Consider the following 22,407-nt stretch of genomic DNA (forward strand, 5'->3'; position numbering starts at 1 on the left):
GGTGGCTTCGGGTCTGTCGACGGGCGGAGGACTCGGGCAACATCGTACGGGCGGTGCGGGTGGAACTTCGCGGTGGCTCCGCGCGTCCTCACTACGTACCCGACGGGCGAGCAGGGGGGCGAGGACATATGTCCGGTCCGAACGATTCGAGCGGTGCGAACGGCGGCGGGAAGGACGGGCAGCGGCTGCCCGGACGCAACCGGCGGCGTTTCGAGGGGATCTCCTCGCGCGCCTACGAACACCCTGCGGACCGCTCCGCGCTGGTGGCGCTGCGCAAGCTGAGCGGCTTCGACACCGTCTTCAAGGCGCTCAGCGGCCTGCTGCCGGAGCGCTCGCTGCGGCTGCTGTTCCTCTCGGACTCGGTGCGCGTGAGCGACCAGCAGTTCGCGCACCTCAACGACATGCTGCGGGACGCCTGCTACATCCTCGACCTGCCCAAGGTCCCGCCGATGTACGTCACCCAGGACCCGCGGCCCAACGCGATGTGCATCGGCCTGGACGAGCCGATCATCGTCGTCACCACCGGGCTCGTGGAGCTGCTGGACGAGGAGGAGATGCGGGCCGTCGTGGGCCACGAGGTCGGCCACGCGCTGTCCGGCCACGCCGTCTACCGCACGATCCTGCTCTTCCTGACCAACCTGGCGCTGCGGGTCGCGTGGATACCGCTCGGCAACCTCGCGATCATGGCGATCGTCACCGCGCTGCGCGAGTGGTTCCGCAAGTCGGAGCTCTCCGCCGACCGGGCCGGGCTCCTGGTCGGCCAGGACCTGCAGGCGTCCATGCGCGGTCTGATGAAGATCGCCGGTGGCAACCACCTGCACGAGATGAACGTGGACGCCTTCCTGAAGCAGGCCGAGGAGTACGAGGAGTCCGGCGACCTGCGCGACTCCGTGCTGAAGATCCTCAACGTCCTGCCGCGCAGCCACCCGTTCACCACCGTGCGCGCCGCGGAGCTGAAGAAGTGGGCCGCGAGCCGCGACCACCAGCGCATCATGGACGGCCACTACCCGCGGCGCGGCGAGGACAAGGACACCTCGGTCTACGACTCGTTCAAGGAATCCGCGAGCCACTACGCCGAAACGGTGAAGACGAGCAAGGACCCGCTCATGAAGCTGCTCTCCGACATCGGGTCGGGGGCCGGCGACATCGGTGGCCGGCTGCGCGACCGCTTCACCGGGACGCCGGGCTCGGGCCCTGACTCCTCGGGGCGCCCGCCGAAGGACTCGCAGGACCCGCCGCAGGAGGGCTGATCCCCGGTCCGGCCGCCGGGGCCGGGGCGAGCACCCCGCACACCGAGCTGATCTCGTGGCGGTGGTCGTGGGGGTCGACCCCGGGCTGCACCGGCGGCCGCTGCCCGGCCAGCAGCGGCAGGAAGTGCGCCACGGGCGCGCCCACGCAGGACAGCGGCCCGGCCTCGACGGCGGCCTGCAGCACCTCCACGTGCTTGTCGCGCAGGTCCGCGCGGTCGAAGCGCAGCCGCAGTTCGCGCCGCACCGTGAACAGCGAGGCCTGGCCGCTGCCCCCGGCGGCGGACTGCACGGCGTAGACCAGGGTGTGGTCGGTGACGACCTCCAGGGCCTCCTCCCCCGCCTCGGCCACGGTCATGGTGCCGCGCACCCTGACCTCGTCGTCGGCGAGGGCGATCCGGCCCGGGTCGAAACGCACCAGCCAGCCGGTCGCCGCGTGGCGCCCGTCGTCGGCCGGGCGCTCCAGGCTGTGGTCGAACTGGTCGAGCTGGCCGGGGTCGAGCATGGTGCGCACCGTGCGGACGTCCCCGCCGGTGAGGGCATCGGGATCCGCGGAGGAGGCGACCAGGTACTCCTTGGCGGAGACCAGGGCCTGCATGACCTGGCTCTCGCTGAAGTGCGCGGTGCGGCGCGCCGGAGGCAGCGCGTAGCCGTCCCCGCCGGCCCGGTAGTGCTCGGCGCGCTGCCCGGCGAAGGGCCGGGCGCGGTCCACGGCGGCCACCGCGGCCGTGGGGGCGAGCGGCAGCAGGGTGATCCGCAGCGGCTCCGCCACGGGAGGGGCGGGCGGGTCGTAGGGGTTGCGTATGCCCAGGTAGACGGCGGTACCGAAGGCCACGGCGATCAGAAGGACGAGGACCAGCGCCTGCCGCGGGGCGCCGCCGCGGGCCCAGAGGCGGCGGGTGCGCACCGAGCGGGCGGATCCGTCCAGCCGCTCCCGCGCGGAGAACTCCTGTATCCGGGCAGCCCGCACGAACGACTCGTCGAAGACGACGGATCGGTACTCGTCCTCGCCACCTCCCGGGGAGCCCTCGGGGTTCCCCTCCGGTGGGTCTCCAGGCCCGGCCATACAACAAGCGTAGGTCTGTCAGGGCCCTTTAAAACGTCCTGGTACGAGACAAGTTCGGGCGACGCTCAGGGGCTGTGGCTGACCGCCACCGGGGGGAGCGACGGGGCTCCGATCCGGCCCGTCGGGGAGGGCGGGACGGAGGGCTGGCGGCCCCCTCCGGCACCCCGGTAGACCGCCGCGAACGTCAGTGCGACGACGCCGATGCCCATCACCACGGCGAGCACCCACGCCACGGTCCGGTGCCAGCGCCCGTTGCCCCGGTAGGGGCTGCGCTGGGAGTAGAGGTCCTCGTACTCCTCGTCCTCCGTGGAGGGCCCGGCGTCCTCCTGGTCGTACGGAGCGGCGCCGTCCTCCCCGCCCAGGACACGGGGGCGGGTCGCCTCGGCCTCGGCCTGTGCCGTGGCGGCGGCGAGCATGCGCTCGTGGGCGCTGGGTTCATGGAAGGCCGCCGCCCGTATGAAGGCCTCGTCGAGCACCACGGACGCGAATTCGTCATCCGCGCCACCGTGGTCCTCGCCGTCCGGGAACGGCTTGCCCCCCAGTTCGTCCGGCACCCGTCCAGAATAGGGCCGATGACGCGGATTGGGCAGGCCGCCGGAAAACTCTCTCCGTCCGCCTCCGCCGGTCAGCCGCGTACGTGACCGTCCCCGGTGAAGACGTACTTGGTCGAGGTCAGCTCCGGCAGGCCCATGGGGCCGCGGGCGTGCAGCTTCTGGGTGGAGATGCCGATCTCCGCGCCGAAGCCGAACTGGCCGCCGTCGGTGAACCGGGTCGAGGCGTTGACGGCGACGGCCGCGGAATCCACCAACTGGGTGAATCGGCGGGCGGCCGGCTGCGAGGTGGTGACGATGGCCTCGGTGTGCCCGGACGACCACAGCCGGATGTGCTGCACGGCGGCGTCCAGCGAGTCCACGACGGCGGCGGCGATGTCGTTGCTCAGGTACTCGGTCTCCCAGTCCTCCGCGGTGGCCGGGACGACGGTGGCCTTGGTGCCGCACGCGCCCGCCAGTTCCCGCACCCGGTCGTCGGCGTGCACGGTGACCCCGGCCGCGGCCAGCGCGTCCAGGGCACGCGGCAGGAAGTCGGCGGCGATGTCCCGGTGCACCAGCAGCGTCTCCGCCGCGTTGCACACGCTCGGGCGCTGCGCCTTGGAGTTGAGCAGGACCGCGACGGCGATGTCGAGGTCGGCCTGCGCGTCCACGTACACATGGCAGTTGCCGGTGCCGGTCTCGATGACCGGGACGATGGACTCCTCGACGACCGTCTTGATGAGGGAGGCGCCGCCACGCGGGATGAGCACGTCGACCATGCCGCGGGCACGCATCAGCTCGCGCACAGACTCCCGGCTCTCCCCCGGCACCAACTGCACGGCGTCGGCGGGCAGTCCGGCGCCGCCGACCGCGTCGCGCACCACCGTCACCAGCGCGGAGTTGGAGTGGAGGGCGGAGGAGGAGCCGCGCAGCAGCACCGCGTTGCCGGACTTCAGGCACAGCGAGGCCGCGTCCACGGTGACGTTGGGCCGGGCCTCGTAGATGATGCCGACCACGCCCAGCGGCACCCGGATCTGGCGCAGGTCCAGCCCGTTGGGCAGCGTCGAGCCGCGCACCACCTCGCCGACCGGGTCGGGCAGGCCGGCCACGTCGCGCACGTCGGAGGCGATGGCCCGGACCCGCTCGGGGGTCAGCGTCAGCCGGTCCACGATCGACTCGGCCGTTCCCGCCTCGCGGGCGCGGGCGACGTCCGCGGCGTTGGCCTCGACGATCTCCCGCGTGCGGACGACCAGGGCGTCGGCGATGGCCAGCAGCGCGTCGTCCTTCACCGAGCGCGGCAGCGGCGCGAGGTCGGCGGCGGCCGAGCGGGCGCGGTAGGCGGCCTGCAGCACCGGGCTCTTCGGCCACGGCGAGGGCAGGGAGGCGGCGAGGTCGTCGTTGCTGTGGCTGCGGCTGCTCATAGCCGCCAGGGTACGGCGTGGGCGCCACGGGACGGGGCGGCTTTCCGGGGGGTGAGATCCGTGCGGCGCACGGCGCGGAGGGCGCCTCCGCTCAGTAGGGGTGCACTCCGACGGGCGCGGCCGGGGGCGGCCCGTAGCCCTCCGCGAGGCGCTGGTGGTAGGTCTCGCGGTCGATGACCTCCAGGCCGACCGTCTCCCAGGGCGGCAGGTTCGCGGAGGAGCGGTGCTCGCCCCACAGCCGCAGCGCGATGGCGGCGGCGTCGTGCAGGTCACGGGCCTCCTCCCAGTACCGGATCTCGGCGTGGTCGGCCGCGTACCGGCTGGTGAGCAGGAAGGGATGGTCGTTCGCGAGCTGCTCCAGCGCGCGCCGGACCTCGGCGAGCGGGGCCTCGGGCCCGGAGACGCTGAGCGTCACGTGCCAGAGCCGGGACACGGGGCGCTCCCGCGCCGGCGGGGCGGTGTCGTCGCTCGTCACGCTCACCAGTGTCCGCTCCGCCGTCCCTCGGGACGACGATGCCCCCGGGCGCCCTCGTCTCACCGGCGGCCTCCCTGTCGTCCCTGTCGTCACGTCCCTGGCCGGATTCCGTCCTCCGCCCTCAAAGTCCAGCAGCCCCGGAGCGGCCGCGGGGCCGTTTTCACGAAGTAACCACGAAGGAGGTCCGCCTCAGTGGTGCAGCAGTACGAGGTCGTCCCGGTGCACGACCTCGCGCTCGTAGGCGGGCCCGAGCTCCCGTGCCAGCTCGCGGGTGGAGCGTCCGAGCAGCCGCGGCAGTTCCTTGGCGTCGAAGTTCACCAGGCCGCGCGCGACGGCGTGGCCGGAGGTGTCGCGCAGTTCCACCGGGTCGCCTGCGGCGAAGTGGCCCTCGACGGCCGCGATGCCCGCCGGCAGCAGCGAGGTGCGGCGCTTGACGACCGCCTGCACGGCGCCGTCATCCAGGATGAGCGCGCCGAGCGGGGCGGAGGCGTGGGCCAGCCACAGCAGCCGGTCGGCGGAGCGCTTGCCCGTGGCGTGGAAGAGGGTGCCGGTGCGCCGTCCGGCCAGGGCGTCCGCGGCCCGCGAGGCGGAGGTGAGCACGACCGGGATGCCCGCGCCGGCGGCGATCCGGGCGGCCTCGACCTTGGTGACCATGCCCCCGGTGCCGACGCCGGCCTTGCCCGCACTGCCGATGGAGACGCCCTCCAGGTCCCCCGGCCCGTGGACCTCCTCGATGCGCGAGGTGCCCGGGAGGGCGGGGTCGCCGTCGTAGAGGCCGTCGACGTCGGAGAGCAGGACGAGCAGGTCGGCGCGGACCAGGTGGGCGACGAGCGCGGCGAGGCGGTCGTTGTCGCCGAAGCGGATCTCGTCGGTGGCCACCGTGTCGTTCTCGTTGACGATCGGCATGGCGCCCATGGCGAGCAGCTTGTCCAGCGTGCGGTAGGCGTTGCGGTAGTGCGCCCGGCGGCTCATGTCGTCGGAGGTGAGCAGCACCTGGCCGACCCTTACGCCGTACCGGGCGAAGGAGGCCGTGTAGCGGGCGACGAGCAGGCCCTGGCCGACGCTGGCGGCGGCCTGCTGCCGGGCCAGGTCCCGCGGCCGCCGGGCCAGCCCGAGCGGCGCCAGGCCCGCGGCGATGGCACCGGAGGAGACCAGGACGACCTCCTTGGCGGCCACGCCCTCCTGCGCCGCGCCCTCCTGGGTCCCGCACGCCTTGGCCAGCACGTCCACGAGAGCGTCCACCCGGTCGGCGTCCAGGCCGCCGGCCGCCGTCGTCAGCGAACTCGACCCGACCTTGACCACGACCCGCCGGGCCTCCGCCACGTCCTGCCTCGCGCTCGCCACGTCCGTCCCTTTCCTCTCCCGGCTTCGCAATCTACGGCAGAGAGGCGGCCCGGTGCCGCCGGCTTCCACCCACCGGACGGGCCGAAAGAACCGGTGGTACGGGACCAAGTACCCGGAGGCCTTCACGGGGTACCCGCGTAGCATGGGATTTTGCGTTCGAAGCCGACAGACCGCGCATACGCCGCTCAAGCGGCCAAGAGGAAGATTCGCCTGTGACGTCTCTCCCGGGAAAGCCCGCGCACAGATTCCGCTTCCTGGCCGCCAGGGCTACCACCAGGCCTCCTGCACAGGGTATTTGGACGCCCGTTCGAGCCAAGTGTCCCCACAGTTTTGGATGGTAGGTTGCCCGCTGTGAAACGCACCATTGGGACCAGGCCGGAGACATTCCACTTCGCGTTGCTGCTGCTGCAGGCCTGCGCGTTGATCGCCCAGATCGTGGGGGTCGCACTCCCGGGCACGGCACTGCTCGTCGGTGCCGCGGCGCTCGGTTACGCGGCCGATCTCGTCATGCACGCCGGGCGGACCGCCCCGCCCAGGGTCCTCGGTCAGTTGCACGCCGAAGCGGTCACCCGGCAGGCGGTGCGCGACCTGTTGCTGGTGGCCGGGCTGCTGCGGCTGGAGGACGGACCGTCGACCGGGTTCCTGCTGGTCTGCCTCGGCGGACTGCTGTTCGTGCACGGTGCGCACGTCGCCCTGCAGGCCGGCACCGTCCTGGTGCAGCGGAGCCGGAAGCTGCCGGTCGTGACCCGCAACATCGACACCTCCGGTCTCAGGCTGCCCTCCGCGCCCCCGGCCGTGATCACCCGCCGCCCGGGGCTGCGACTGCTCCTCGCCGAGCTCCCCGCCGTCGCGGGGCTGTCGGTCACCGCTGCGGGCGGGCACTCCGGTTGGGCCCTCGGTGGCGTCGTCCTGGCAGCCGTCCTGTCGGCCGCGGCCCTGACGATGCTCGCGCTCGCCTTCCTGCCGGGCCGGCGCGCCCCGCGGCAGGAAGAGGTCATGGAGTGGTTCGACGAGTGGCTGCGGGACCACCGGCCGACCGTCGGCATGTACTTCTCCGGCGGCAGCAGCTCCGCGTACCAGGCGAACATGTGGCTGTCCGCTCTGGAGAAGCTCGAGGGCCGGCCGGTGATCGTGCTGCGCGAGCGCGCGATGGTGCCGCGCATCGGCCCCACCGACCTCCCCATCGTGTGCCTGCCGAGGGTCGCCGACCTCATGCGGCTCGGTGACTCCAGCCTCAAGGTGCTGCTGCACCCGGCCAACGCCCCGAAGACCTCACAGGTGCTGCGCATCCCGTCGATCATGCACACCTTCGTCAACCACGGCGAGAGCGACAAGCTGTCCAGCTGCAACCCGTACGCGAAGGCCTACGACGAGGTCTGGGTCGCGGGCCCCGCCGCCCGCGAGCGCTACGCCCTCGCCGCGGTCGGAGTGGCGGACGAGGACGTCGTGGAGGTCGGCCGGCCCCAGCTGGCCGGCGTCGAGCGCGGTTCCGGTCCGGTGCCGGCCGGCTCCCCGGTCACCGTGCTGTACGCGCCCACCTGGGAAGGGTGGACCGACGACCCGGGCAACACCTCGATCGTCCTGGCGGGCGAGACGATCGTCCGCCGGCTGCTCGCCGACCCCGGGGTACGGCTGCTCTACCGCCCCCACCCCCTGACCGGCTCGGTGGACCCGCGGGCCGGTGCGGCCAACCGCCGCATCATCGGGCTCATCGAGGCCGCCCGCGGCGCGGGCCCGCAGTCCGCGGCGACGCCCGAGCAGCGCGAGGCGCTGGAGCGGACCCAGCGCGAGCTGGACCGGCTCACCGCCGCCTGGTCGCTGTCGTCCGCGGACGACCTGGAGCGCATGGCCGACAAGGGCATGTCCGGGGACCTCACCGTCCCCGAGGCGATGCGGCGGGCGACGGAGGAGTGGGAGGGCGTCTACTGGACGGCGCTGCCCGCGACGGAGCACCAGGTGCTCACCGGGGAGAGGCCCGGCCTCTACTCCTGCTTCAACCACTCGGACGTGCTGATCACGGATGTGTCCAGCGTCATCTCCGAGTTCATGGTGAGCGGCAAGCCCTACGCGGTCACCAACACCACGGACCTCGCCGAGGGGGCCTTCCGCGAGGCCTTCCCGACCGTCCGCGCCGGCACGGTGCTGACGGCGACGGCGAAGGGGCTGGACGAGCTGCTGGGCGTCGCGCGCGGCACCCACGACGACACCCTGGCGACGGCCCGTGAGGAGCTGCGGACGCACCTGCTGGGCCCGGCCGCGCCGACCTCCGCGGAACGCTTCCAGGAGGCCGTGCACGCCCTCGCGGCCCGCGTGGACGAGCGGCGGGCCAAGGCGGCGGGCGGCACCTCCCAGGCCGTCCCGCGGCAGCGCGCCGGAGCCGTCTGACAGCGGCGCACCGCACGACGGAGGAGGCCTCCGGAGGAACGATCCCGTTCCTCCGGAGGCCTCCTCCGTCTGCGTCCCGGCGCCGGTGACCCGGTTCACAGCGGCCCTGGCCGAGGGATACCATTCGACAACTTTTTATTTACTCACCATTCACCCGTGCAACCATAGTGCGTTGCCGGGTGTCGTACCTGCGGTGGATGCAAGAGCCGTCCGTGACGGACGCGCCGCCCTCCCGCCCCCCAGCCGGACCGGAAGCCGGTTCGGTGCCCCCCCGTTCAGCCCCGAAAGGTTCCTGGTCCATGGAAATACCGCCGCTCGCGGAAGTACGGCGCCTCACCGAGAAGAAGCGGGACGCCTGGTGGACCGTGTTCCTGGTCGATCCCGTGGCGACCCCGCTGGTGCGCTGGACGGCCAGGTGGACGCGCGTCACTCCCAACCAGATCACCTGGGGCGCCCTCGTCCTCGGTCTCGGCGCCGCGGCGTGCTTCGCGATGGCCGACTGGAAGTGGCTGATCATCGGCGCCGTGCTGTACCACGTCAGCTTCATCCTCGACTGCATGGACGGGAAGCTGGCGAGGCTCACCGGCAAGGGCTCCGAGTTCGGCGCCTGGCTCGACTACATCTTCGACCGCATCCGCGTGGTCGGCTGCGCCGCGGCCCTGATGGGCGGGCAGTTCTACCGCACCGACGACCCCGTCTACATGTGGCTCGCCCTCGCGGTGATCTTCCTGGACGCGCTGCGCTACCTCGACGCGCTGCAGATCTTCAAGGTGCGGGCCGGGATGCGCAAGAAGATCCAGAAGCGGCTGCAGGACGTCGAGGAGGCCAAGCCCACCGCCTTCATGGAGGACCTGCTGCGCGAGCGCGGCGAGGACGACGAGACGCAGGCCGAGGCGGACGCCCAGGCCGCGGCCAAGGTGCGCGGCGCCGTCAAGCCGGGCCCGCGGAACGTGCCCGCGCAGTGGAACGGCCCCGACACCTCCACGGCGCGTGTGCCGGCCACGGCGGACGCCGCCGGCACGGGCGACGCGGGCGACACGGACGAGGACGGCCCGGAGCGAGTCATCGACCTCCAGGAGACCTTCAAGAAGCGCTTCGGCCCCTACGAGAGGTTCCGCGACTTCCTGGTCAAGCACCGCGTGCGGCCGCACCTGATCAGCGGCATCGAGTTCCAGATGGCGGTCTTCATCATCGCCCCGCTGACCGGTGCCATCGTCGGCGTCACGATCGGCGCGGCCGTGCTGCTGCTGGCCTTCGAACTCGCCATCATCTACAAGCTGTTGCTCTCCACCCGCGACTTCGAGGGCGTCATGGCGCAGCTCGGGACGCAGGTCCGGGAACAGGACGGGGCCGAGGATGCCGAGGACGGCGCGACCCCGCTCCAGACGTCCATGAGCTGAACCGCACGGCACGACGACGAGGGCCGGTCCCCCCGCTGATCGCGGGGGGACCGGCCCTCGTCACAGGTGGCCGCGGCTCAGGACTCGAAGGGGTCGAAGCCCTCGAACTGCTCCTGCGCGTCGTCCCGTTCGGCGTCGCGGTCCTTGCGGCGCTGCGCGGCGGGACGGGGCGTGTCGAAGCGGTGGTCCTCGCCACGGCGTCCGAGCATCTCGGCGCCGGCCGCCACCGACGGCTCCCAGTCGAAGACCACGGCGTCGTCCTCGGGGCCGATGACGACCTCGTCGCCCTCCCGGGCGCCGGCCTTGACCAGTTCCTCCTCGACACCGAGGCGGGCGAGCCGGTCGGCCAGGTAGCCGACGGCCTCGTCGTTCGCGAAGTCGGTCTGGCGCACCCAGCGTTCGGGCTTCTCGCCGCGGACGCGGTAGAGGCCCTCCTCGGCGGTGACGGTGAAGCCGGAGTCGTCCACGGCCTTGGGCCGGATGACGATCCTGGTGGCCTCCTGGACCGGCTGGGCGGCCCGCGCCTCGGCCACGATGCCGCCGAGGGCGTAGGACAGCTCGTTGAGGCCCTTGTGGGCCACCGCGGACACCTCGAAGACCCGGTAGCCGCGCGCCTCCAGGTCGGGGCGGACCATGTCGGCGAGGTCCTGGCCGTCGGGGATGTCCACCTTGTTGAGGACGACGACGCGCGGACGGTCCTCAAGACCGCCGTACGCCCGCAGCTCCGCCTCGATGATGTCGAGGTCGCTCAGCGGGTCGCGGTCGGACTCCAGGGTGGCGGTGTCCAGGACGTGCACCAGGACGCTGCAGCGCTCCACGTGCCGCAGGAACTCCAGGCCCAGGCCCCGCCCCTCGCTGGCGCCCGGGATGAGTCCGGGGACGTCGGCGACGGTGAAGACCGTCGAACCGGCCGTGACCACGCCCAGGTTGGGGACGAGCGTGGTGAAGGGGTAGTCCGCGATCTTCGGCTTGGCGGCCGAGAGCACGGAGATGAGCGAGGACTTGCCCGCGCTCGGATAGCCGACCAGCGCCACGTCGGCGACCGTCTTCAGCTCCAGGACGAGGTCCCGGCTCTGGCCCGGCACGCCCAGCAGCGCGAAGCCGGGCGCCTTGCGGCGCGCGGAGGCCAGCGCCGCGTTGCCGAGGCCGCCGCGGCCGCCCTGGCCGGCGATGAAGGTGGTGCCGTGGCCGACCAGGTCCGCGAGCACGTTGCCGCGGCTGTCCATGACGACGGTGCCGTCCGGGACGAGCAGGACCAGGTCCGTGCCGTCCTTGCCCGAACGGTTGCCGCCCTCGCCGGGCTTGCCGTTGGTGGCCTTGCGGTGCGGGTGGTGGTGGTAGTCGATGAGCGTGGTGACCGACTGGTCGACGACCAGCGTCACATCACCGCCACGGCCGCCGTTGCCGCCGTCCGGGCCGCCCAGCGGCTTGAACTTCTCCCGGTGCACGGAGGCGCAGCCATGGCCTCCGCTACCCGCGGCGACGTGCAGCTCGACGCGGTCCACGAAGGTGGTCATGCGGATGTTCCTCCAGATACGTACGGGATGTCTTGGGCTTCAACGCATCGAGGGCGGACCTGCTTCCCGTCCGGGAAACAGGATCCGCCCTCGATGAAGTCGTATCGCGGCCGATCAGGCGACCGGGACGATGTTCACGACCTTGCGACCACGGCTGGTGCCGAACTCGACCGCACCGGCGGCGAGGGCGAACAGCGTGTCGTCCTTGCCACGGCCGACGCTCGCGCCGGGGTGGAAGTGGGTGCCGCGCTGGCGGACGATGATCTCACCGGCGTTCACGACCTGGCCGCCGAAGCGCTTGACGCCGAGCCGCTGGGCATTGGAGTCGCGACCGTTCCGGGTGGACGATGCGCCCTTCTTGTGTGCCATCTCTCTTCAGTCCCTTACTTCGCAGCGGCGGGGATGCCGGTGATCTTCAGCGCCGTGTACTGCTGGCGGTGACCCTGACGACGGCGGTAGCCGGTCTTGTTCTTGTACCGCAGGATGTCGATCTTCTGGCCCTTGTGGTGGTCCACGATCTCGGCCTGGACCTTGATCCCGGCCAGCACCCACGGGTCGCTGGTGACGGCGTCGCCGTCGACGACGAGCAGCGTCGAGAGCTCGACCGCGTCGCCAACCTTGCCAGTGGAAATCTTGTCAACCTCGACGACGTCGCCGACGGCCACCTTGTGCTGGCGGCCACCGCTGCGCACGATTGCGTACACGCGTAACTCACTCTCTCGCTCGGATCGTCACTCCTGACGCCAGCCGTCCCTGCGATGCTTGGGGGGCCTCTGCCGGCCGTGGCCGGTAGGAAGGTGCTCAGGAATGGGCGTCAAAACGCCGAAGGTCAAGGTTACGGGGCGTCCCCGACCGGGTCAAACCGGCGCCTGCGCGACCCCGGACGCACCGCGGGCCGTCCCCCGGTGGGGAACGGCCCGCGGACGGTGACCCCGGGTCAGGACGCCTCGGTGGGCGCCTCGGCCGTGGCCTTGGCGGCGGCCTTCTTCGCCGTCGTCTTCTTGGCCGCGGTCTTCTTGACAGCGGTCTTCTTCGCGGCCGTCTTCTTCGCGGCGGCCTTCTTCGCCGGTGCCTTCTTCGCGGCCGTCTTGCGCGCGGCGCGCTTCTTCGGCTCCGCCTCGGCGGTCTCCGCCTCCACCGTCCCCGCCTCGGCCGCCGGGGTCTGCTCCGGCGCCTCGGCACCGGGGACGACCACGACCGCGGCCTCCTCGCCGGAGGACGGCGCGCCCGCGGGGGCGGACACCCGGCGCGTGGCACGACGGCGGACCGGCGCGGCCGGCTCCTGGACCTCCGCCACGGGCTCCGGCTCGGGGGCCGGTGCCGGGACGGCCGTCTCCGCCGCGGAGACCACCACGGTGGCGGCCTCACCGGCGGGCGCGCTCGGCGCGGTGGCCTTGCGGGTCGCGCGGCGCCGGCCGCGGACCGGTGCCACGGGCTCCTCCGCCGGCTCGACGGCGCCCACGGCGACGGGCGTCTCGACGGCGGTGGCCGTCGCGGCCTCCGCCGCCTGGGGCTCGGTGACCGGCGCGACCGCCGGGACGACGGTGACGATCTCGGCCGTGGCGTCCGGCGAGCTCACCGGAGCGGTGACCCGTCGCGAGGCCCGCCGCCGGGAACGCCGGCCGACCGCAGCCTCGGCCTCCGCCGGGCTGCTGTACCACTCCTCGTCCCCGCCGACCGCGGGCACCAGCTCGGCCTCGGTGACCGCGACAGGCTCCAGCTCGGGAGCCTCCTCCGCGGCCTCCTCGGCCTCGGTGACGGCGGCGGTCTCCGCGACCGCGTGCTCCTCCGCCGCGCCGCCGCGACGGCGCTTGCGCTTGCCGCCGCCACCGGTCGCCGTGGCCTGGTCCATGTGGACGATGACGCCGCGGCCGTTGCAGTGCACGCAGGTCTCGGAGAAGGACTCCAGCAGGCCCTGGCCCACCCGCTTGCGGGTCATCTGCACCAGGCCCAGCGAGGTGACCTCGGCCACCTGGTGCTTGGTGCGGTCCCGGCCCAGGCACTCCAGCAGCCGGCGCATGACGAGGTCGCGGTTGGACTCCAGCACCATGTCGATGAAGTCGATCACGATGATGCCGCCCAGGTCGCGCAGCCGCAGCTGGCGCACGATCTCCTCGGCCGCCTCCAGGTTGTTCCTGGTGACCGTCTCCTCCAGGTTGCCGCCCTGGCCGGTGAACTTGCCGGTGTTGACGTCGATGACGACCATCGCCTCGGTCCGGTCGATCACCAGCGAACCGCCGCTCGGCAGCCAGACCTTGCGGTCCAGCGCCTTCAGCAGCTGCTCGTCGATCCGGTACGTGGCGAACACGTCGACCTCGGAGGTCCAGCGGCCCAGCCGCTCCGCCAGGTCCGGCGCGACGTGCGAGACATAGCCGTGGATGGTCTCCCAGGCGGTGTCGCCGCTGACGATGACCTTGCCGAAGTCCTCGTTGAAGATGTCGCGGACGACCCGGACGGTCATGTCCGGCTCGCCGTAGAGCAGCGACGGGGCGTTGCCGGTCTTGGCCTTCTTCTGGATGTCCTCCCACTGCGACTGCAGCCGCTCGACGTCACGGCGCAGCTCGTCCTCGCTCGCGCCCTCGGCGGCGGTGCGCACGATGACGCCCGCGTCCTCGGGGACGATCTTCTTGAGGATCTGCTTCAGCCGGGCCCGCTCGGTGTCGGGCAGCTTGCGGCTGATGCCGGTCATCGAGCCCTCGGGCACGTAGACCAGGTAGCGGCCGGGCAGCGAGACCTGGCTGGTCAGACGCGCACCCTTGTGGCCGATCGGGTCCTTGGTGACCTGGACCAGCACCGACTGGCCGGACTTGAGGGCAGCCTCGATGCGCCGCGGGCCGTTGCCCATGCCCAGCGCCTCGAAGTTGACCTCACCGGCGTACAGCACGGCGTTGCGGCCCTTGCCGATGTCGACGAACGCGGCCTCCATGGACGGCAGCACGTTCTGGACCTTGCCCAGGTAGACGTTGCCGACGTACGAGGTCGCCTGCTCCTTGTTGACGTAGTGCTCGACGAGGACGCCGTCCTCCAGCACGCCGATCTGCGTCCGGTCGCCGTTCTCACGGACGACCATCACACGGTCGACCGCCTCACGACGGGCCAGGAACTCGGCCTCGGTGATGATCGGCACCCGGCGGCGGCCCTGCTCGCGGCCCTCGCGGCGCCGCTGCTTCTTGGCCTCCAGGCGCGTGGAGCCCTTGATGGACTGCACCTCGTCGACCGGCTCCGACGGCTTGCGCGGCTCACGGATCTTGACGACCGTGCGCTCCGGCGCGTCCTCGCCCAGGCTCTCCTCGGCCGGACCGTCACCACCGCGGCGGCGACGGCGGCGCCGGCGGCGGCTGGTGCTGCTGCTCTCGGCGTCCTGCTCCTCGTCGTCCTCGGCCTCGTCCGAGGCACCCTCGTCCTCGGCCTCCTCGTCCTCGCCTGCGGTCTCGTCGCCGTCGGCGGCCTCACCGCGACGACGACGACGGCCTCCGCGACGGCGCCGGCGGGAGATCCGCTCGCCGCCCTCGTCCTCGTGCTCGTCGGCCTCGTGCTCCTCGGCCTCCGCCTCGTCCTCGTGGGCGGCCTCGGGCTCCTCGTCGGCGTGCTCCGTGACGGCGGTCTGCGCGACCTCCACGGCCTCCGCGGGCTCGCCACGGCGACGGCGGCGACGGCGGCGTCCGCCGGCGTGCTCCTCGGCCTCCGCCTCGGGCTCCTCCGGCTCCTCGTGCTCCGCGGGCTGAACGGCCTGCGCCGCCTGCGCGGCGGTGGGGGCCTGGAACACCGGCGCCTGGAACACGGCCACGGGCGGGCGCACGACCCGGCGACGGCCGCGCGCGGGGGCAGCCTCGGGCTCGGGGGCAGCCTCGGGCTCGGGCGCGACCTCGGGCTCGAACTCGGCGCCCTGCGCCTCCTGCACCTCGATGACGATCGTGTCGGCGGGAACGCCGAACGCCTCCGCGACGGCCGCGACCGCGGCGACGCGGGCCTCGTCGACGGTGTCGCCGTAGCCGCGGATCTCGTAGGCGTCCTCGACCTCGACGGCCCAGCCGGAACCGTCCGGGACGGCCTTGGCCGTGTAGGTGCGCCGCTCCGGGGCGGCGGTCGCGGCGGCCTCGCCACCGGCCTCGCCCGTCGCCTCCTCACGCGGCGCGAGCGCGCCCGGCTTCAGACGGCGCGAGCCGTCGTCGGCGGCGAGGAAGGAGGCGGCCGGAGCGGTACGCCGCCGCGAACGGGTGGCCCTGGACTTCTCCGCCTGGGGCTTGTCGGCCTTCCCGCGCTTCGGACGCTCGACGGGCTCCTCCTGGAGGGCCTTCGCCGGAGCGTCGGCGGCGGCCACGGCCACGGCCGCGTCCTCGGCCGGGACGGGCTCGGGACTGGTCACCTTGCGCGTGGCACGACGCCGCCCACGGGCCGGAGCAGCCGGCTGCTCGGCCTGCTCCGCCACGGGGGCGGCCTCGGCGTGCAGCGGCAGATCGGCCTGAAGTTCCTTGGCCTGCGTGTCGGCGGCGGCCACGGGGCCACTCGTCTCCTCAGCGGCCGGGACGGGCTCGGGGCTGGTCACCTTGCGCGTGGCACGACGCCGCCCACGGGCCGGAGCAGCCGGCTGCTCGGCCTGCTCCGCCACCGGGGTCTCGGCGGCCTCGGCCGCAGGCGTCTCCGCGGCGGGAGCCTCGGGGGCGGTCGCCGGGGCGGCGGCCTTGCGCGTCGCGCGACGGCGGGCCGGGGCGGGGGCGGCCTCGGCCGTCTCCTGCTCGGACCCGGCCGGCGGCTGCTCCGGGGCGGCGGCCTTGCGGGTCGCCCGGCGCCGGGTCCGCGCGGGGGCGGCCTCGGCCTCGCCGGAGGGGGCCTCGGCCGGTATGGCCGGCGGCTCGGCGGCCGCCGTCGCGGAGGTCACGTCCTGGGCGGCCTCGCCGGCCGCGGGCGGACCCGCCGGACGGCTCGCCGCCCGGCGACGGCGGCGCGGAGCGGCCGTCGCCTCGGTGTCGGTGCCGCCGGAGGCGGCTTCGGTGGCGCCGTTCTCGGGCGCCTCGTTCGGCTCGTTCTGCTCGAGCATGCGGGCATATCTCCCGTCACGCTCCCGGGCGCCGCACCCTGATCCGGTTCGCGGCGGTCCGCGTCCTCGCGGTTCCACCGCCCGGGGGCGCGGGCGCCACACGGGAGCTGTCGTATCGCTCGTCGGCACCGCCCAAACGGGCCGACGAAAGTCTCGTCTGATGTGTGCTGCCGGACCCGGGTTTCCCCAGATGCGTCGGCCGCACAACGACGACGGTCCTAGGCGGAACCCTCCGGCACCGCCGCGGCATCGCGGTCGGGCGCAAGCGGATCGGTCACCGTACCGGTCTCCTCGTGGAGCGGCCCCTGCGCCAGCCTGGTCACCGCAGCGGGGACCGGCGGCGCGAGGTCGGCCACCGCACGGAGGCCGGACAGGACGTCGTCGGGTCGTACGGCAGGTGTCACATGCCGAACAACCAGCCGCAGTATCGCACAAGCTGCTGGTGTCGGCCTATCGGCACCCTGTTCGAACATACCGTCCTGCGCCCCGGCCACCTGCGGATCCACCGCTTCGAGCCGGGCGACGGCCTCGCGCGCGTCGAAAGTCCGCACGCCGTTCTTCGTCATGCGCTGGACCTCGACGGCCCCCGCGGCGAGGAACGCGGCCACGGCCCGCTCGGCCGCGGCATGCTCCACACCGTCCAGTCGCAGCTGCCACACGGACGCCTCGAGCCGCTCGACGAGCCCCGAGGTACGGGCCTCGACGGCGTCGACCACGTCCAGGCCGTCCGGCAGTGACTCGTCCAGCAGCAGGCGCAGCTTCTCCGGCTCACGGGCCTCGCTGAGCGCGATCTCCAGGTACTCGGCCTCGCTCGCGACGCCGGTGGGTGCGGCGTTGGCGTACGACACCTTGGGGTGCGGGGTGAAGCCCGCCGAGTACGCCATGGGCACCTCGGCGCGGCGCAGCGCCCGCTCGAATGCGCGCTGGAAGTCACGGTGGCTGGTGAACCGGAGGCGGCCGCGCTTGGTGTAGCGCAGTCGGATGCGCTGCACCGCGGGTGCGGGCGGCGGGCCTTCGGGCTGTCGCTTGCCCAGTGTCGTTCAGTCCCTCGTGCGTCTGGTGACCCCGGACGGGGTCGCTTGTCGTCTTCCAGATTACTGGGGGTTCCGGCCTTCCGGTTCCCCACGCCGCCCGCCGCGCTCCACCGGTCGCGGCGCGCCCGTCAGCGCGGCACGCAGATCGGCCCGCACCCCGCGCACGGTCTCCCGCACCGTGGCCAGCGCGTGGCGCACCGCCCGGCGCCCCTCGGCCGCAGCCCGCCGCACCGGCCGCCACACGGGCAGCACCAGGGCGCGCCACACCCAGGCCGCCGGAACCACCAGGACCACGGTGACGAGCCACTTCAGCGCCCGCCCCAGGGCGCGCGACACGTACCCCGCCACGCGCCAGGCCACCAGCAGGGCGTCCCGGACCTCCCGGGCGACCGGCACGAGCACCCGGCGCCACAGGAAGAGCAGCGGGGCCACGACCACCCACCGCACCAGCCACGCCACCCCCAGGGCCACCGGCACCAGGACACAGCCGTACAGCGCGACCGCCGGAACCACGACAAGCACCCGCACCGCCCACCGGGCCAACCACACCGCCCCGGCCGCCACCGGCACCAGGACACAGCCGTACAGCGCGACCGCCGGAACCACGACGAGCACCCGCACCGCCCACCGGGCCAACCACACCGCCCCGGCCGCCACCGGCACCAGGACACGGCCGTACAGCGCCGCCAAGGGCGCCACCAGCAGCGTCCGGAGCACCCACCCCGCCCCCGCGCCGGACGCCCGGCCCAGCGGGACGAGCACGTACCGCCACAGCGCGGCCAGCGGCAGGACGACCAGCACGGAGACCGCCCACCCCACGGCGACCCCCACGGCCCGCCCGGCCGGCGCAAGCACGTACCGCCACAGCGCCACCGCCGGGACCACGGCCAGGTACCGGACCAGCCCCCGCACCGCCCACCCGAGGGCCCGCCCGGCCGGCGCCAGCGCATACCGCCACAGCGCCACCGCCGGGGCGACCACGAGCACCCGGACCAGCCACTTCCCGAACCGCCCCAGGGCGCGGCCCGCCACCGTCAGGGCGTCCCACGCGATACGCAGCGGAAGCACCACCACCAGCGCGACGATCCGCGCCGGCATCCTGATCGCCACCGTCAGGCAGCCGTCCCCGTTCTCGCCGTACCCGCCGGCGTCCCCCCGTTCCCGCATGCCCGAACCGTACGCCCGGAAGCGCGCCTTCCCCCCTCCCGGGGACGGAAGCAGGCCTCCCCGCGGGCGGCGCGGGACGACGCTCCCCGGCCCCGGCACCAACCGCCCTGCCGCGAAGCCGGCCTGACGGTCGTTCCGCTCCCCCGTACGCACGAAGGCCCCCGCCGTGCGGCGGGGGCCTCGTGTCCGCGTCGGGTTACTTCACCACGGTCAGCGGGAGCAGCTTCTTGCCCGTCGGGCCGATCTGAATGGAGGTCTGCATCTGAGGACACACCCCACAATCGAAGCACGGCGTCCAGCGGCAGTCCTCGACCTCGGTCTCGTCGAGGGCGTCCTGCCAGTCCTCCCAGAGCCAGTCCTTGTCGAGGCCTGAGTCCAGGTGGTCCCAGGGCAGGACCTCCTCGTAGGTACGCTCGCGCGTGGTGTACCAGGCGAGGTCGACGCCCTGCTCCGGGAGCGCCTTCTCGCACATGCGGATCCAGCGGTCGTAGGAGAAGTGCTCGCGCCAGCCGTCGAAGCGGCCGCCGTCCTCGAAGACGGCCCGGATCACGGCGCCGACGCGGCGGTCGCCGCGGGAGAGCAGGCCCTCGATGATGCCCGGCTTGCCGTCGTGGTAGCGGAAGCCGATGTTGCGGCCGTACTTCCTGTCGCCGCGGATGGCGTCGCGCAGCTTCTCCAGGCGGGCGTCGGTCTCCTCGACCCCGAGCTGCGGGGCCCACTGGAACGGGGTGTGCGGCTTGGGCACGAAGCCGCCGATCGAGACCGTGGCGCGGATGTCGTTCTGGCCGGTGACCTCGCGCCCCTTCTGGATGACGTTCTTCGCCATGTCGGCGATCTGCAGGACGTCCTCGTCGGTCTCGGTGGGCAGACCGCACATGAAGTACAGCTTCACCTGGCGCCAGCCGTTGCCGTAGGCGGTGGCGACGGTGCGGATCAGGTCCTCCTCCGAGACCATCTTGTTGATGACCTTGCGGATGCGCTCGGAGCCGCCCTCCGGGGCGAAGGTCAGACCCGAGCGGCGGCCGTTGCGGGTCAGCTCGTTGGCCAGGTCGATGTTGAAGGCGTCGACGCGGGTGGAGGGCAGGGACAGGCCGATCTTGTCCTCCGTGTACCGGTCGGCGAGGCCCTTGGCGACGTCGGCGATCTCGGAGTGGTCGGCGGAGGACAGCGACAGCAGGCCGACCTCCTCGAACCCGGTGGCCTTCAGGCCCTTGTCGACCATCTCGCCGATGCCGGTGATGCTGCGCTCGCGCACCGGGCGGGTGATCATGCCGGCCTGGCAGAAGCGGCAGCCGCGGGTGCAGCCGCGGAAGATCTCCACGGACATCCGCTCGTGGACCGTCTCCGCGAGCGGGACCAGCGGCTGCTTGGGGTACGGCCACTCGTCGAGGTCCATGACGGTGTGCTTGGACACCCGCCACGGCACGCCGGAGCGGTTGGGGACGACGCGGGCGATCCGGCCGTCGGCCAGGTACTCCACGTCGTAGAACTTCGGTACGTACACCCCGCCGGTGCGGGCCAGCCGGAACAGCAGCTCGTCGCGGCCGCCGGGGCGGCCCTCCGCCTTCCAGGCGCGGATCACGTCGGTGATCTCCAGGACGGCCTGCTCGCCGTCGCCGATCACGGCCGCGTCCAGGAAGTCCGCGATGGGCTCCGGGTTGAAGGCCGCGTGGCCGCCGGCGAGCACGATGGGGTCGTCCTCGGTGCGGTCCCGGGCCTCCAGCGGGATGCCCGCGAGGTCCAGGGCCGTGAGCATGTTGGTGTAGCCGAGCTCCGTGGAGAAGCTGAGGCCGAACACGTCGAAGGCCTTGACCGGGCGGTGCGCGTCCACGGTGAACTGCGGCACGCCGTGCTCACGCATCAGTGCCTCGAGGTCCGGCCACACGCTGTAGGTGCGCTCCGCGAGGACCCCCTCGCGCTCGTTGAGCACCTCGTAGAGGATCATGACGCCCTGGTTGGGCAGCCCGACCTCGTAGGCGTCCGGGTACATCAGGGACCAGCGGACGTCGCACTCGTCCCAGGGCTTGACGGTGGAGTTCAGTTCCCCGCCGACGTACTGGATCGGCTTCTGCACATGCGGCAGCAGGGCCTCGAGCTGGGGGAAGACCGACTCGACAGGCATCAGAGGTGTCTTTCGTGAGCTGGCAAGGGTGACCATTCAGCGTAACGCGTCACAGAGGGCTTCCCGGCCGCGCTGCGCGCGGGCCGGGCGCCCCCTGAGGGCCGTGCCGGGCGGCTCAGCCGGCCAGTCGGCCGCGGTCCGCCTTGGGCCACTCCTTCGGCACCTGCCGCTCGGCCGCGGCGGCGAGGTCGCGTTCCAGCTGGTAGAGCACGCCGTACGCGAAGGTGTCCTCGCCGGCCTCGCGGGCGTCGGAGGCGAGGCGGAGCACGGCGTCGCGGCAGATGACGCTGTCCTGGTGCTCGCCGAGCAGCTGCTGGACGGCCTTCATGCGCTTGGTGTGCTTCTTGGCGGGCTTGCGCAGCGCCGGGACGGCCTGGGCGGCCTCACCGCTGTAGCGGGCCCGTTTGGCGGCCTTGCGGGCGTCGTGGAGGACGATGTCGCGTTCGTGGCCGGGTTCCATCTCCAGGGCGGGCTCGACGCGCCGGCGCAGTCGCTTGTGGTCGCGGGCCACGGCCTTGGCGACGGCTCCGGCCGCGGGGGCCTTGGCGCCGTCGAGCAGCGGCGGGTCGGTGAGCAGTGACTCCAGGGTGTCGAGGAGGCGGAAGTAGCGGCCGCCTCCCAGTTCGCGCAGGAGTTCCTTGCGGGCGCCCTCGTGGACGGGGGCGTCACCGCCGATGCGCGCGGTGAGGACCTCCGTGACGAGTTCCTCCGGCAGTTCGGCGAGGCGGTCGCGGAGGCGGTCGGCGAGGACCTCGCGGTCGCGTTCCAGGCCCAGGACTCCGGCGAGCCACTTGAGTTCGTCGCCGATGGGGTCGGTCACCCCGCGGTCCAGTTCGCGGCGGAAGGACTTGAAGGCGCTGCGCAGCCGGCGGGTGGAGACCCGCATCTGGTGGACGGAGTCCGGCTCGTCGCGGCGGACCGCCGGGTCCCAGCCGATGATCGCGGTGACCTGTTCGTGCACGTAGGCCAGGGCGGTGTCCCCGGCGGTGCGGATCGAGGACGGCGGCTGCGGCGGCCGGGGGGCGGCCGTCAGGCGGTCGCCGAGGGCGTGGGCGAGCTTGGAGGGGGACTTCGAGCGCCGCAGGCCTGCCGCGCGGAGCCGCTTCTCCAGGGCGTCGAGCAGGGCGGTGTCGCCGTCGAGGAGTTCGGTCTCGACCTCGGTCCAGGCGCTCTCGGCCCCGTCGCCGTGGTCGAGGACGGTGGCGCGGACGTGGTCGTGGGCGATCTCCACCAGGGGCGCGCCCGCGTCGTCGACGAGGTGCACCCGCTTGCGGGTGTTGCGCAGCCGGACGACCGGGACGAGTTCCCGGTCGCGGACGATCGCGGCGACCTCGGCGAGCAGCGGCTTGGGCACCCTGGGGCCGCCCTTGCGGCCCTGCTTGCCGAGGGGCGCGTGCACCTCGGTGCGGGTGTCGGCCTGCGAGCTCGGCAGCTTCAGGTGCCAGCCGGCGTCGTCGCCGCCGGTGCGGCGGCGCAGGGTGATCTTGTGGGTGGCCAGTCTCAGGTCGGACGTGTCGACGTAGACGGCGTCCAGTTCGGCGGGTTCCAGGACGCGTACCGCCGCGACCCCGGGCAGACCTTCGAGATCGGGCTCACCGGTCTGCTCGGCGGCCTCGTACTTACGCTCGGTCTCCGCGACACGCTTCCCCATGTCAGGAACC

16 protein-coding genes are annotated in these 22,407 nt (G+C 73.1%); 3 read left to right on the plus strand and 13 right to left on the minus strand.

The window, feature by feature from the left end:
* Positions 1–128 precede the first annotated feature (128 nt).
* Positions 129–1,250 carry a M48 family metallopeptidase gene (locus tag CHF15_RS29285; protein WP_089226909.1) on the plus strand — a complete coding sequence of 374 codons (1,122 nt, stop codon included), beginning with the start codon at positions 129–131 and terminating at the stop codon, positions 1,248–1,250.
* Here the strand turns inward: CHF15_RS29285 and CHF15_RS29290 are convergent.
* From CHF15_RS29290 to proB, 5 genes are all read right to left on the minus strand, one after another.
* On the minus strand, positions 1,171–2,313 hold the full coding sequence (locus CHF15_RS29290) for an SCO2583 family membrane protein (protein WP_245939091.1): 1,143 nt from the start codon (positions 2,311–2,313) through the stop codon (positions 1,171–1,173). The two genes, CHF15_RS29285 and CHF15_RS29290, sit on opposite strands and share 80 nt — an antisense overlap.
* A gap of 65 nt (positions 2,314–2,378) precedes the next feature.
* Entirely contained in the window at positions 2,379–2,867 is a 489-nt protein-coding gene (locus CHF15_RS29295) for an SCO2584 family spore wall biosynthesis protein (RefSeq protein WP_089226910.1), read from the minus strand.
* 71 nt (positions 2,868–2,938) lie between these two features.
* Entirely contained in the window at positions 2,939–4,264 is a 1,326-nt protein-coding gene (locus CHF15_RS29300) for a glutamate-5-semialdehyde dehydrogenase (protein WP_179280011.1), read from the minus strand.
* Between the two features lie 91 nt (positions 4,265–4,355).
* Positions 4,356–4,802, minus strand: coding sequence for a hypothetical protein (locus CHF15_RS29305; protein WP_089226911.1), 447 nt, complete (start codon positions 4,800–4,802; stop codon positions 4,356–4,358).
* A gap of 126 nt (positions 4,803–4,928) precedes the next feature.
* Positions 4,929–6,083, minus strand: a complete 1,155-nt coding sequence (gene proB, locus CHF15_RS29310; RefSeq protein WP_089226912.1) for a glutamate 5-kinase — start codon at positions 6,081–6,083, stop codon at positions 4,929–4,931.
* Positions 6,084–6,434: 351 nt separating this feature from the next.
* On the opposite strand from proB, the gene CHF15_RS29315 reads away from it, so the two are divergent.
* Both CHF15_RS29315 and CHF15_RS29320 read left to right on the plus strand, forming a co-directional pair.
* Positions 6,435–8,468 carry a hypothetical protein gene (locus tag CHF15_RS29315; protein WP_245939092.1) on the plus strand — a complete coding sequence of 678 codons (2,034 nt, stop codon included), beginning with the start codon at positions 6,435–6,437 and terminating at the stop codon, positions 8,466–8,468.
* Between the two features lie 299 nt (positions 8,469–8,767).
* Complete coding sequence (locus tag CHF15_RS29320; RefSeq protein WP_089226913.1) at positions 8,768–9,868, plus strand: CDP-alcohol phosphatidyltransferase family protein; 1,101 nt, start codon at positions 8,768–8,770, stop codon at positions 9,866–9,868.
* 77 nt (positions 9,869–9,945) lie between these two features.
* Here the strand turns inward: CHF15_RS29320 and obgE are convergent, their stop codons facing one another.
* The 8 genes from obgE to CHF15_RS29360 form a co-directional block, all read right to left on the minus strand.
* Entirely contained in the window at positions 9,946–11,385 is a 1,440-nt protein-coding gene (gene obgE / locus CHF15_RS29325) for a GTPase ObgE (RefSeq protein ID WP_089226914.1), read from the minus strand.
* A gap of 114 nt (positions 11,386–11,499) precedes the next feature.
* The gene (rpmA, locus tag CHF15_RS29330) at positions 11,500–11,754 is read right to left on the minus strand and encodes a 50S ribosomal protein L27 (protein ID WP_018556585.1); all 255 of its coding nucleotides are present in this window, start codon (positions 11,752–11,754) and stop codon (positions 11,500–11,502) included.
* Between the two features lie 14 nt (positions 11,755–11,768).
* Entirely contained in the window at positions 11,769–12,089 is a 321-nt protein-coding gene (rplU, locus tag CHF15_RS29335) for a 50S ribosomal protein L21 (protein ID WP_089226915.1), read from the minus strand.
* Positions 12,090–12,322: 233 nt separating this feature from the next.
* Positions 12,323–16,423 (minus strand): ribonuclease E/G, encoded by a 4,101-nt coding sequence (locus CHF15_RS29340; RefSeq protein WP_089226916.1) that lies wholly within the window; start codon positions 16,421–16,423, stop codon positions 12,323–12,325.
* Positions 16,424–16,641: 218 nt separating this feature from the next.
* Positions 16,642–17,415 (minus strand): TIGR03936 family radical SAM-associated protein, encoded by a 774-nt coding sequence (locus CHF15_RS29345; RefSeq protein WP_089226917.1) that lies wholly within the window; start codon positions 17,413–17,415, stop codon positions 16,642–16,644.
* Between the two features lie 102 nt (positions 17,416–17,517).
* Positions 17,518–18,624: a hypothetical protein gene (locus tag CHF15_RS29350; protein WP_089226918.1), complete on the minus strand. Its 1,107-nt coding sequence runs from the start codon at positions 18,622–18,624 to the stop codon at positions 17,518–17,520.
* Positions 18,625–18,820: 196 nt separating this feature from the next.
* On the minus strand, positions 18,821–20,746 hold the full coding sequence (locus CHF15_RS29355; protein WP_089226919.1) for a TIGR03960 family B12-binding radical SAM protein: 1,926 nt from the start codon (positions 20,744–20,746) through the stop codon (positions 18,821–18,823).
* A gap of 115 nt (positions 20,747–20,861) precedes the next feature.
* Positions 20,862–22,397 (minus strand): CYTH and CHAD domain-containing protein, encoded by a 1,536-nt coding sequence (locus tag CHF15_RS29360; RefSeq protein WP_089226920.1) that lies wholly within the window; start codon positions 22,395–22,397, stop codon positions 20,862–20,864.
* Positions 22,398–22,407 lie beyond the last annotated feature (10 nt).

The organism is Actinacidiphila glaucinigra, from assembly GCF_900188405.1.
In the GTDB taxonomy this organism is placed as follows: Bacteria; Actinomycetota; Actinomycetes; order Streptomycetales; family Streptomycetaceae; genus Actinacidiphila; species Actinacidiphila glaucinigra.